Source organism: Chryseobacterium sp. CY350 (assembly GCF_027945075.1).
Classification (GTDB): Bacteria; Bacteroidota; Bacteroidia; order Flavobacteriales; family Weeksellaceae; genus Chryseobacterium.
On the sequence record NZ_CP116034.1, the window covers coordinates 736955 to 750192 of the forward strand.

The 13238-nt window shown below is 34.9% G+C and carries 12 protein-coding genes; 5 read left to right on the forward strand and 7 right to left on the reverse strand.

Annotation, left to right across the window (positions count from 1 at the left end; translation table 11 throughout):
• Positions 1-2: 2 nt before the first annotated feature.
• The 6 genes from PGH12_RS03335 to PGH12_RS03360 form a co-directional block, all read right to left on the reverse strand.
• Positions 3-608: a DUF4230 domain-containing protein gene (locus PGH12_RS03335; protein WP_267599073.1), complete on the reverse strand. Its 606-nt coding sequence runs from the start codon at positions 606-608 to the stop codon at positions 3-5.
• Entirely contained in the window at positions 605-1183 is a 579-nt protein-coding gene (locus PGH12_RS03340; RefSeq protein ID WP_267599074.1) for a TlpA family protein disulfide reductase, read from the reverse strand. The genes PGH12_RS03335 and PGH12_RS03340 overlap by 4 nt, the downstream gene beginning before the upstream one ends.
• A gap of 43 nt (positions 1184-1226) precedes the next feature.
• Complete coding sequence (locus PGH12_RS03345; RefSeq protein WP_267599076.1) at positions 1227-1694, reverse strand: pyrophosphohydrolase domain-containing protein; 468 nt, start codon at positions 1692-1694, stop codon at positions 1227-1229.
• Between the two features lie 139 nt (positions 1695-1833).
• Positions 1834-4764 carry a reprolysin-like metallopeptidase gene (locus tag PGH12_RS03350; protein WP_267599077.1) on the reverse strand — a complete coding sequence of 977 codons (2931 nt, stop codon included), beginning with the start codon at positions 4762-4764 and terminating at the stop codon, positions 1834-1836.
• Positions 4765-4963: 199 nt separating this feature from the next.
• Positions 4964-5452: a DinB family protein gene (locus PGH12_RS03355; protein ID WP_267599331.1), complete on the reverse strand. Its 489-nt coding sequence runs from the start codon at positions 5450-5452 to the stop codon at positions 4964-4966.
• 17 nt (positions 5453-5469) lie between these two features.
• Complete coding sequence (locus tag PGH12_RS03360; RefSeq protein WP_267599078.1) at positions 5470-6609, reverse strand: acyl-CoA dehydrogenase family protein; 1140 nt, start codon at positions 6607-6609, stop codon at positions 5470-5472.
• 191 nt (positions 6610-6800) lie between these two features.
• Between PGH12_RS03360 and PGH12_RS03365 the strand changes: the two genes are divergently transcribed.
• The 5 genes from PGH12_RS03365 to purF all read left to right on the forward strand — a co-directional run bounded on the left by PGH12_RS03365 (position 6801) and on the right by purF (position 12425).
• Positions 6801-8663: an endonuclease gene (locus tag PGH12_RS03365; RefSeq protein WP_267599079.1), complete on the forward strand. Its 1863-nt coding sequence runs from the start codon at positions 6801-6803 to the stop codon at positions 8661-8663.
• Between the two features lie 108 nt (positions 8664-8771).
• On the forward strand, positions 8772-9377 hold the full coding sequence (locus PGH12_RS03370; protein ID WP_267599080.1) for a SatD family protein: 606 nt from the start codon (positions 8772-8774) through the stop codon (positions 9375-9377).
• Between the two features lies 1 nt (position 9378).
• Positions 9379-10074: a DUF3307 domain-containing protein gene (locus PGH12_RS03375; RefSeq protein WP_267599081.1), complete on the forward strand. Its 696-nt coding sequence runs from the start codon at positions 9379-9381 to the stop codon at positions 10072-10074.
• 29 nt (positions 10075-10103) lie between these two features.
• A complete protein-coding gene (purC, locus tag PGH12_RS03380; RefSeq protein WP_267599082.1) occupies positions 10104-10823 on the forward strand; it encodes a phosphoribosylaminoimidazolesuccinocarboxamide synthase in 720 nt (239 codons plus the stop codon).
• A gap of 102 nt (positions 10824-10925) precedes the next feature.
• Positions 10926-12425 (forward strand): amidophosphoribosyltransferase, encoded by a 1500-nt coding sequence (purF, locus tag PGH12_RS03385; RefSeq protein ID WP_267599083.1) that lies wholly within the window; start codon positions 10926-10928, stop codon positions 12423-12425.
• An 86-nt stretch (positions 12426-12511) separates the two neighbouring features.
• On the opposite strand, the gene PGH12_RS03390 is transcribed toward purF, so the two are convergent.
• Entirely contained in the window at positions 12512-13162 is a 651-nt protein-coding gene (locus PGH12_RS03390; RefSeq protein WP_267599085.1) for a porin family protein, read from the reverse strand.
• Positions 13163-13238: the final 76 nt, after the last annotated feature.

Here is a 13238-nt window from a genome sequence, read left to right on the forward strand (position 1 = left end):
TTTTAGAGTTTTAGAATACCGAGTCGCCCGGTTTCGTCTTCTATGGTGTAATTCAAAGCCTTTGCCAAAACGAAAATATTGTTTAGATTTTCTAACAATTGCTGCTTTCCGTCATTTTTCAGTTTATTTTGATCAATAGATTTCAGAGCAGTTTGCTTCGCTTTTTGCTGTACATTCTTTATATCTTTCTCAGAAATTCTGTTTAGAAAAGAATCATCCATCGACTGTATTTCCACACTTGGTGTAATCCGGATCTCAGGGTTTGGTAGAGCTGTAATAATTAATTTTTTATTAACAGAATCTACCTCAATTTTCATTTTATTGAGGTCGTACGAAACCTGTGCATTGGTCTTAGTATAAGTGATGATGCTGTTGCTTGTCATTTCTCTACCAAAAAATTCGTAACCCATTTTGGTCTTCTGCATCGAAGAAATATCCTGTTCCAAAACAACCATTTTGTTCATTTTGGAGATTTGATTGGTCAAAATATAATAATCTGATTTTTCGGTTTTCTCACTTATTTTCAGACAAGATCTGAAACTGAAAAACAGAATCACCATAAGGAGAATTCCTGCAACAAACGGAATAACAAGTTTTAAATTTCTCAATTTTCTTTTTTAAATATTTCTTTTATAACCGATGAATCATCTTTCTTTAAAATTTCTACGAGATCTCTTTCGATATATCCTGTGGTCGGCATCTCGATAATTCTTCCAATTTCCTTGCCATATTTTTCTACAATAATGGTGGGAACCTTTTGTACATTGTATTTTGATTCGTCACCGGTAGGAGATTCTTTCTTTCTGTTGACCGCAATAATGGTTAATCTGCTTTCAGGAAAATTTACCTCTTCTAAAATCTTCATCAATCTCGGGAAATCTCTGTGACTGTCTTCGCACCATGTTCCTATGAAAACGATCAAATTGTGAGAATTGATTTTGTTCTTCTTTAGTTCACCAACTGCTTTTTGATCTAATGCATATTCATTAAATTCTTTTGTATACCACTCAGAATACGGTTCCTTCACGAATTGTTCTTTAAGCTGATGTCCTAAAAGCATTTTGCCATCGTTGGTAGTTTCAACTTCACGGTTGACGACAACTTTTTGAGCAATAAGCGAATCTGTTGCAAATGCAAACGCTGAAATGACAAGTATTTTGGCAATAATTTTTTTACAATTCATATTTTTGTTATTTTTCATTTATTTGTGAATCTTTGATTTTATCTTAATTTTCTATAATCGTTTTTAAATCGGCTGGCGAGTAGTATTTGTTCTTTAAAACTTTATGATCAGCCTTTCTGTAAACATTAAATTTTTCTCCGGATTTTTCGTAGAAAGATTCAACGTCTTTTTCTTTGTAAAATTCGACAGTTTCGTTCGCCTGTTCTTCGTTGTCACAAGCTTTAGACATATTTGAACGCTGCACTTCGTTGAATAATTCTACAAATTTATCGCCTAAGCCAAATTCTAATACTGCTCCGCTTAAAACGTATTGCAAATCGCATAAAGCATCAGCAATTTCTACTAAATTTTTATCTTCAATTGCCTGTTTGAGCTCGTTTAATTCTTCCTGCAAAAGCTCAACTCTCAGATTACATCTTTCCGGAGAGGGAATTTGTGGTGTTTCTAAAATAGGAGCTTTGAAGGTTGTGTGGAATTCTGCTACCTGATTCAGACTGTCAATTTTATCCATGAAATTTTTAAATTTAAGCAAAGATAGTGATTTTGGGAAAATTGTTTTAGTTGTTCATTACTCATTACTGATTATTCATTGACCACAAAAAAAAGACTGCCATTTGCAGGCAGTCTCTTTCATGTTACATTTTCAATGGTTAATTTTTAATAAATCTTTTTGAAATTTCTCCAATCTGGATCGTGTAAGCTCCTGTTGTAAGGTTGCTCACATTTACCGTTCCTCTTTCGAGTTTTCCTGAATTGATCAGTTTCCCGCCCATATCGAAGATTCTGTATTCTTCTGATGTTGTATTAGAAATATTTAAAACATCTCTTACTGGATTTGGATATAATTTAACGTCTGTCATTAAATTTTCGACATTAAAATCGTCTCCTCTTCCCGACGAAAGAATATTTAAAGTATAATCTTCAACCTGACCATAAGTATATGATCCACAAGATGATGACGGTACAGAATTATACTGCATCATTACTCTCATTCTTGTGTTTCCAAGCGTTGCTGTAGAAGGAATCGTAATTGATCCCGTTACAGGTGTAGTTTGTGAACCGGTTTTTGTCCAGGCCAATTCTCCGCTGTCTGTGAAATCGCCATCTTTATTATAATCAACGTAAACTGCATACGCTTCATTATATTTAGTAGATGTCCAAACCGGTGTGATAGAAATTGTATTCGCAGTCCCTCTCGTTACATTGGTTGATATTGAAGTGAAGTTTTCATAACCTGCCGTTCCGGTAGAAATATTGTTGATGCTACCGAATTTTACATTTCCGATTCTTTCATCTGCCGTATTTGTTGCTGCTGCAGTACAATAAGTAACGGTGCTTCCTGCAAGAGTTGTAACTGTTGCCGTGTTACTTGCTGTCGAAATATTTCCGGCTGCATCTTTAGCCTTAACCGTAAAGCTATAAGTTGTTGATGGTGTTAAACTTGTAACCGTATATGTTGTTGATGCTGTAGAACCAACAAGTGAAGAACCTTGATACACATCGTAACCTGTAACACCAACTGCATCTGTTGCGCCACTCCATGAAAGATTGGTGCTTGTAGAAGTTGTTCCTGAAGCCAAAAGAGTAGGAGCTGTAGGAGCAACAGTATCTGTACTTCCTGAGCCTGCATTTACAGAAATATTTGCATTATTTACATCAAAGAAAATATGATTGCTTCCTTTTACCATGATTCTTCCGGTTGTGGTAGAAACATTCGGTATTGTTACGACCTGAGAACCGTCATTGGGAGTTGCTGTCAAAAGGGTAGTCCAGTTATTGCCGTTATCCGTAGACCAAAGAATATCTACATTAGCAGCATTTACACCGTTGGAAGTTGTTCCTGCAACATTCCATGTAACGTTTTGAGAACTTCCTCCTGTGTACGTTGTTGTTGTACTTTGAGAAGTTATGACAAAAGGACCAGCTGTTGAATTTACAGTGATTCTTGAATCATCAGAATTATTTCCGGATCCTCCGGCTCTGTTATCACGAGCTGTGAATCTGAAATTTAAAGTTCTTGCAACTGAAGAAAGTGCTTCAACTGTGATTTCTGAACCAGCTGTGGTTGTCGCTCCCGCCAGTACAGAAGCCATTCTTGGAAAATATCTTACCGGAGTTGTCGTTGGAGTCCACGATCTGAATGTTGGTCCTGTAGCTTTTGTAGCACTGGCTGCAGAACTCGCTCCTGTTTGAGAAGACGATGCGTTATCGACTTGTTCCCAAATATATGTCAAAGAATCTCCATTTGCATCAGTTCCGGTTCCTGTCAACATAAACGGTGTGCTTTTAGGAATTGTGTAATCCAGACCTGCATCTGCTGTAGGAATTGAGTTTCCCGTCAAAGTGCTTGTAGGGCAGGTTTTAGCTTTAATATTATTGGTAATTTGCTGAATGCTTATCGCATGAAAGAAGGCATCTGAATGTGGCTGAATATCCTGAGCTGTAATGCCCGCATAACCCATAATTGTTGAACCAGAGCCAGGTTCCATATTAACACCTGTTCCTTCATTTGAATTTGAAAATGTATGATTTCCTCCAAACTGATGTCCTAATTCATGAGCAACATAATCAATGTCAAAATTATCTCCGGACGGTATACCATCAGACGGAGAAGTATAACCACTGCCTTTAGAACCATTTACACAAACACAACCGATGCAACCGGCATTGCCGCCACCGCCGGAAGCTCCGAATAAATGTCCGACATCATAATTTGCTTCACCTATAACTGAGGTTAAAGTTGACTGAAGTTGAGAGTTCCAATTGCTCATTTGTGCAGCCGCAGAGTAAGGATCGGAAGACGCACTTGTGTAAATTACAGCATCATTATTGGCAATTAAAACCATTCTAGCTGCAAAATCTTTTTCAAAAACACCGTTTACACGAGTCATTGTATTATTCATCGCAGCAAGAGCAAGCGCTTTTGTACCTCCGAAATAAGTGGTGTACTCTCCAGTAGAAGAAAGTGCTAGACGGAATGTCCGCAATTTTGCATCATCTGCGTTTGGTCTTGCTGCAAGATCTGTATTGCTGATTCCTTTTTGAGCAACATCAATAACGGTACATTCAAAAGTATTTAAATTATCTTTCTTATCAGATTTTTTGTAAACCACATAGGTTGAAAGGTCTTTCGTGTAAGGCTCAATGAAAACTGCGGATTTGTCGCCATAGATTTCCATTGAAGATAATCCCAAAGGAGAAATACTGAAATAAACGGTGGAATTAGGATCTTCAAGACCTTCGCCCACATAAGATTTAATATCCGGATATTTTGCAGCCAATTGAGGATCAAAATTTGAGTTTTCTCTTACTTTAAAGCTTTCTAATTTCCCTTCAGAATTTGGAAATGAAATAATGATTTCTGATTTTTCCCTTGCAGCCAATCTTTTTGGTGCTTTTGCAAGAGCATTTTTCAATCCGTTAATGTCAAGCTGATAAATTCTTGGATTAAGAATATTTGTTTTGTTTTCTAAAACTTCTGAATTTGTTTTTGATGAACCTTGAGACCACAATTGATCGGTCTGAGCGATTGAAATACCAGAGATAAATAGCATTCCGATCACTAATAGTTGTTTTTTCATATAAATAATATTTTTGATTGTGAAATATCAAAGCTATTAAAAAATTCTTTACGAAAAACAAAAAATTTTATGAAAAATTTAGACAATCGATTGAAATCATTATGCAATACATTAAATTTATAATAAATACTAAACGTAAAAAAATAGTACCCGAAGTTTCGGATACTATTTTATAATAATTTAAGCTTACTTAAAAACCTTAATCAGCAGTAGGTCCATACATCCCTGGAACTTTATTTCCAGTAGATCTGAGATAAACGATGAGTTCACCTCTGTGATGATATAGATGATTGTATAAAAAAGAACGAATCACCTGAATCTTTGACATCGGAGGAAAGATGAAATTACCATCCATTTCCATTTTCCAGTCATTCATCATCGTACTTTCGTCCCACTTTTCTATCGCTTGCTGAGCATTTGCAACATTTTCTTCGAACTTAGAAACAATATTTTCTGCCTTAGAAATATCACCTTTGTCATACTGATAAGTTCCCATATCAAAAACGTCCTGATTGAAAGTAACCTCATACCAATTATATATTTCCGAGATATGAGAAGCCAACTGAGCGGTTGTCCAGTTAATTTCAGAAGGTTTAAATTCCAATGAAGCGTCTGGAATTTCTTTTAAAAGTTTTCTAGTACTTTCTGCTTCATGCAAAAATTCATCTAATAATACTTTTTCATCAATGTATGTTTTTTAATAATTTATTTGGTAATTTCTCTCCCGATAACGAGTCTTTGGATCTCGGAAGTTCCTTCGCCAATTGTACAAAGCTTAGAATCTCTGTAGAATTTTTCAGCAGGGAAATCTTTCGTATAGCCATAACCTCCAAAAACCTGCACGGCATTATTTGAAATTCTTACACAAGCCTCAGAAGCGTATAACTTTGCCATTGCTCCTTCTTTAGTCATTTTCTGCTTAGCATTTTTCAATGTAGAAGCTCTTTGAATCAACAATTCTGCAGCGTCAATTTCTGTTGCCATATCAGCAAGCATAAAATTAATTGCCTGAAATTCAGAAATTGCTTTTCCAAACTGTTTTCTTTCCTGAGCATACTTTAAAGCTGCTTTGTAAGCTCCTCTTGCAGTTCCTAAACTTAATGCAGCAATAGAAATTCTACCACCGTCTAATATTTTCATTGCCTGCTTGAAACCTTCACCCACTTCTCCTAAACGGTAAGAATCTGGTACACGAACATTATCAAAGATAAGCTCAGCAGTTTCTGAAGCACGCATTCCTAATTTGTTTTCTTTTTTTCCTGAAGTGAAACCTGCCATTCCTTTTTCCAGAACAAAAGCGGTAGAATTATTTTTAGCACCAATTTCACCAGTTCTGGTCATCACAACAGCAATGTCTCCTGAGATTGCATGAGTAATAAAGTTTTTAGCTCCGTTGATAACCCATGCGTCGCCATCTTTTACAGCTGTAGTAGACATACCTCCGGAATCAGATCCTGTGTTGTGCTCTGTCAGTCCCCAAGCTCCGATTACTTTTCCCGTTGCCAACTGAGGAAGCCATTTATTTTTTTGCTCTTCATTTCCGAACTCATATATATGATTGGTACACAATGAATTGTGAGCTGCTACAGAAAGTCCGATAGAAGGATCTACCTGAGAAATCTCATCAAGAATGGTAACATACTCATGATAACCCAAACCAGAACCTCCATATTGCTCAGGAATTACAATTCCCATGAAACCCATTTCTCCTAATTGATGAAATAATTCTTTAGGAAAAGTCTGGCTTTCGTCCCACTCCATGATATTGGGTCTGATATTTTTCTCAGCAAATTCTTTTGCTGTTTCAGCTATCATTTTAATGTTGTTGATAGTTTCTGTATTCATATTATAAAATAGTTAATGCCCAAAGATACTTAAATTGCCGAAATACTAAAAAAAATTTATTTGGGTATAAAAAATTGATTCTAATGTTTTATTTTTCACATTTTTAAGTATTCAAAATTAACAATACATTCATGTATAAATTAAATGAAGACTGTATTAATTTCATAATTTAGCCAATCAATTTCTAAAGAATGAGAAAATTTATACTTCCTGCTTTATTTGTTTCAAGCTTTATTTTTGCTCAGATTCCTTCCGGATATTATGACGGAACTTCCGGTCTCTCGGGTTATGCTCTGAAATCAAAAATACATGATATTATTTCTGCTAAAAATATCAACTGGCATTACGGTGATCTCACCAATTATTACAATCAAACCGATTTAGATCAATACTATGATCACGGTGTAACAAATACCACTTTTTTACTTGATATGTATTCTGAAATCCCGACCGGCGTAGATTCTTATGAGTATACAACAGCTAATATTATAGGTGGCGCGTCGGCAGAAGGACAAGGATGGAACAGAGAGCATATGATGCCACAAAGTACATTTTACAGTAATTATCCTATGTATTCCGATTTGTTTTTTGTGGTTCCTACCGATGCAAGAATTAATCAGCTGAGGAGTAATTACCCTTACGGAATTGCCGGAACTGCCACTTTTTACACTTTTACAAATACATCAAAAATAGGAAACAGCAATATTCCCGGATCGTCTTATACAGGTCGCGTTTATGAACCTATTAATGAATTTAAAGGTGATGTTGCGAGAAGTCTTTTGTATTTTGCAGTAAGATATGAGGGCAAACTGGGAACTTTTAATTTTAACAATAATACAAATCCTGCTTCTGACACCAATCCTTTAGATGGAACCGAAGAAAGATCTTTTGATCCGGCTTATCTTACGATGTTGCTTCAATGGCACAATCAGGATCCTGTTTCGCAGAAAGAAATTGACAGAAATAATGCAGTCTACAATTTACAGAAAAATAGAAATCCTTTTATAGATAATCCATCATGGGTCAATGCAATCTGGGGACAAACTTCTGATAATATTGCACCTCAGACTGCGATGAACTTAACGGTAACTCAGAACAGTGCATATTTCGCCACTTTAAGTTGGTCGCCAAGTTCAAGTATTGATGTTATTGGATATAAAATCTATCGAAACGGTACTTTAATTTCATCTACCAAGCAAACATCAATTACTATAGATCATTTAACGCCATCTACAGCTTACCAATTTACTGTAAAAGCTTATGATAACGGATATTTACTTTCTTCAGACAGTAATATTGCGTCCACAACGACCTTGTCTACAGATATTTATGCTAAAGATTTAATTATTTCAAAATATCTTGAAGGAACGGCAAACAATAAAGCTTTGGAAATTATCAATAAGACCGGACATGCTGTAAATTTAAGTGATTATAGACTTTCAATTCAGTTTTACAGCGGAACAAATTACTATTTTGTAGATCCTTATGAACTGGAAGGAACCGTTCAGAATAATGAGGCATTCGTTATTTTAAATCCGAATGCCAATTTTTTGTGTTACACAATTGATCAGGCAAAATTGGTAACGGCGGCTCCACAGATGACTTTTACGGGAAGCAATTATTTAGAATTGAGATATAAAAATTCTAGCGTAGATGCGATAGGAGTGAGTTCACAATCAAACAGTTCAATATTATCAAATGTTTCACTGTATAGAAAAACCATTATCAATCAACCTGTTACAACTTTTAATATTTCAGAATGGGATTCTTACACAGCCGATTACTGTCAGAATCTTGGGACATTATCGATTTCAGATCATATTTTAGCTGATAAAGAACTGAAAATTTATCCAAATCCTGCCAACGAGGAAATCTTTGTGAAAGGAGATGTAAAAAATATTGAAACAGCTTCAATTATTGATTTATCTGGTAAATTGATCTATTCCGAGAAAAATCCATTTAAAAATAAAAACAATATCCCTGTTCAGCAACTAATAAAAGGAAATTATCTTTTAAAATTAGACAACAAAATTTACCAATTTATCAAGAATTAATACAATTTATTGTAAAAATTGATATAAGCAGATTCACTAATATGTAATTTCTATAAGTGTATCTGCTTATATCTTTTATATATAAGTATTTATGCTTATATTTGCAAAATGATAGCGGTAATCACCGGTGATATTATAAATTCGCAACAGACAGACACAGAAGTTTGGATTACCAGACTCAAAAATCTTCTTGAAAGCTGGGGAAGCACACCACAGACATGGGAAATTTACAGAGGTGACGAATTCCAGTTAAAGTGCAATATAGATGAGGTTTTCTTGCGTTTCTTAGCCATAAAATCTCTTATAAAAAGTCAGGAAAATTTAGATGTCAGAATTGCCATAGGCATTGGTGAAGAAAATTTTCTATCTGAAAAAATCACAGAATCCAACGGAACCGCATATGTAAACTCCGGAAGATTACTAGATGATATTAAGAATGACGGTCATACGGTAGCTATCAAAACATCTAACGATTCTCTGGACAGAGATCTGAATATTCTCCTGAAATGGTCTTCCAAAGACTTTGATAACTGGACGATGGCGACTTCCGAGATTATTCACGAAATGATTCTCAATAAAGATATTACGCAGGAAGATTTAGCTAAAAGATTTGCTATTTCACAATCATCTGTAAGTCAGCGGCTAAAACGCGCAAACTATGATCTTATCGTAGAAACAAATCTATACTTCAGAAAAAAAATATCAGAATTGTAGCATGATCTTTATACAACTCATATTGGCACATTTACTCGGAGATTTTATTCTTCAGCCAAACTCTTGGGTTTCAGATAAAGAAAATAAAAAACTGAAGAGCAAATATCTGTATCTTCATGTTTTGATTCATACTGTTTTAAGTTTTACATTTCTTTGGAATTTGGAACTTTGGTGGGTTGCTGTTTTGGTTGGGATTACTCATTTAATTATTGATGCTTCCAAACTCAGTTTTCAGAATATCAAAACAAAAAAAAGATGGTTTTTCTTTGATCAGGCACTTCATATAGCAGTCATTGCCGGAGTTTCACTGTATTTCAATGAATATAATTTTGAGTTTTTAAAGAATCAGAATTTACTGAAAATAGCAATGGGAGCTTTGTTTTTAACTTCGCCCGCATCAATTTTCATTAAATTGCTATTATCATCGTGGACGCCCGTTCCGCAAACACAAGCAGAATTACAAACCGATTCTCTCACGAGTGCCGGGAAATATATAGGAATTTTAGAACGTTTACTGGTTTTCACCTTTATCTTGGTGAATCATTGGGAAGGCGTAGGTTTTATGGTTGCTGCAAAATCTGTTTTCAGATTCAGCGATCTGGCACAGGCAAAACAAAGAAAACTGACGGAGTATGTGTTGATTGGTACACTTCTCAGTTTTGGAATGGCTGTTTTAACAGGAATTTTAATAAAATAATAAATCTAACTAAAAAGAAATTTTAGAAAATGGAAAAGAAAGAAATGTTGTACGAAGGTAAGGCAAAACAAGTATTTGCGACCGATAATCCTGATCAGGTTGTAGTACGTTTCAAAGACGATGCTACAGCATTTAATGCTCAAAAAAGAGGATCTGTCGATTTGAAAGGTGAAATGAACAATGCCATCACAACTCTTATTTTTGAATATTTAAATGAAAAAGGAATCAAGACTCATTTCATCAAACAATTAGACGAGAGAGAGCAATTGGTAACGAAAGTATCCATCATCCCTTTAGAAATGGTGGTGAGAAACTACTCTGCAGGAAGTATGGCTCAAAGATTAGGAGTTGAGGAAGGTATAAAATCTCCGGTTACAATCTTCGATATCTGCTACAAGAAAGACGAATTGGGAGATCCGCTTATCAACGATCACCACGCAGTTTTTTTAGGAGCTGCAACGTATGAAGAACTTAACGAAATGTACGCGTTGACAGGAAAAATCAACGAAATTCTGATTGATCTTTTTGATAAAATGAATATTATTTTAGTTGATTTCAAAATCGAATTAGGAAAAACTTCAGCTGGTGAAATCATCTTAGCAGACGAAATTTCTCCTGATACCTGCAGACTTTGGGACAAGGATACTATGAAAAAACTGGATAAAGACAGATTCAGAAGAGACTTAGGAGAAGTTACTGAAGCTTATGTTGAAATCTATAATAGATTGAAAGTAGCTTTAGGCAAATAAGATTTAGATAAAATTAGATGTTAAGTTTTTATTTAACATAATATTTAATTTTTCATCTAATTGAATATCTATCAAAATAAATCTAGATTAGAAAAAATAGAAATGAAAAGTTTAGACATTCATAAAAGTGAATATTTAAAACAATTTGAAACTCAAACCTACGGAAGAAATCTCTTCAGAACGCAGGAAGAAGAAAGGCTTGATGCTCCAAATGAGGAGTGCGGTATCTTCGGAATGTATTCTGATAATGATCTTGATACGTTTTCACTTTCACAGTTCGGTCTTTTTGCATTACAGCACAGAGGCCAGGAAGCTTGCGGTATTTCTGTTCTTAAAGACGGAAAAATTACCAACATGAAAGATGAGGGTTTGGTTTTGGATGTTTATAAAGAGATTCAGGATCCTGAGACTTTTATGGGAAATTCTGCAATCGGGCACACCCGCTATACGACTGCAGGAGATAAAAAGAAATATAATTTTCAGCCATTTTTCGCCAAAAACGAATACGACCAGATTATACTTTCTATTGCGCACAATGGTAATCTTACCAACGCAAAAGAATTAAAAGCAGAACTGGAAGCTGAAGGCGTAGTTTTCAGAGCTACTTCGGATTCTGAGGTTATTTTAAGATTGATTCAAAAAAATCTTGATCTAGGATTACGTGGAGCCATTAAAGCCACCATGGAGAAGATTGAAGGCGCATATTCTGTTGTCGGAATGACGAGAAACAAATTCTTTGCATTCAGAGATTTCAACGGAATCAGACCTTTGGTATTGGGAGCAGTTGATGAGAAAACATATGTAGTAGCCTCAGAATCTGTGGCTTTAGATGCTGTGGGAGCTCAATATGTAAGAGATATTTTACCTGGAGAAATCATTTACACCAATGAAAATGAACCCGGGAAACTAAATTCTTACATGGTGAATGAGGAAAAAGGCAAGCAAAGAATCTGTTCGTTTGAATATATTTATTTTGCAAGACCAGATTCAACTTTAGAAAATATCAACGTTTATGAAATCAGGGAAAAATCGGGAGAAAAAATCTGGGAACAGGCTCCTGTTGAAGCTGATATTGTAATTGGAGTGCCGGATTCCGGAGTTCCTGCGGCGATTGGTTTTTCTAAAGCGTCGGGAATACCTTTCCGTCCGGTTTTGATTAAAAACAGATACATCGGAAGAAGTTTCATTGTACCGACTCAGGAAATGAGAGAGAGGGTAGTCAATTTAAAATTGAATCCAATTATTTCAGAAATTAAAGGCAAAAGAGTGGTTATTATCGACGATTCTATCGTTCGTGGTACGACTTCAAAAAGATTGGTAAAAATTTTAAAAGAAGCAGGAGTAAAAGAAATTCATTTCCGAAGTGTGTCTCCGCCAATTATTGCACCTTGCTATTTAGGAATTGATACGCCATCTAAAGACGATTTAATTTCTGCCAATATGTCAACTGAGCAGTTGCGAGATTATTTGGGAGTAGATTCTCTTGAGTTTTTAAGTACAGAAAATCTAAAAGTAATTTTAGGTTCTGCCAACCATTGCTTCGGATGTTTTACTGAAGAATATCCTGTTGCAAAAGGAGAAGAAATAGAATTATTCAGTTAAATAGATCTCGAATAATTAATAATAAAAATGTCAGACTTAGAAATTAAGTCTGACATTTTTTATTGAAATAAAATTTGTTTAAATTCTTAGAATTTATAAGCTAAACCAACTTGGAATACGTTATTTCTAACTGCATCTCTACCAGCTGGTCTGTCTTTAGCAATATCAGTTACACCAGCAACATATCTTGCAGTTAAACCAATATTATCTGTAAAATAATAACCTGCACCAAGACCAATACCTACGTTAAAAGTATTGAAGTTGTCTTTATAATTTCCAGATTCAGCGATTACGTCGTTATTAGTTTCGTTTTTAGCTTTGTTTTTAGCACTTACCATGAAACCAAATTCCGGACCTGCTTCAACATATAAATTCGGAATGAAGTTATATTGGAACATAACTGGTACTGCAATATAATCAAAGTGATTAGCGTAAGAATATCTGTTACCTAATACAACCTCGTCATATTTGTCACCATATTGTGTGTACAATACTTCCGGTTGAATACTGAATGATTCAGCAATTGGAATATTTGCAAATAAACCTGCATTAAAACCAATTTTTGATCCTTGATCTGCTAACGAACCATCATCTGATAATGAAGAAACGTTCATCCCTGCTTTAATACCAAATCTTACATCTGAAGACATTGATCTTGTAGTAGTGGTTGTAGTTGTAGTCTGAGCGAATGCTAATGAACCTGCTGTAATTGCTAGTCCTAAAATTAACTTTTTCATAACTTTAAATTTTTAATATTTACTATTTCCTAATTTTAAATTTTACTGTCAATTTTCATTTTGACGAGTGGTATCT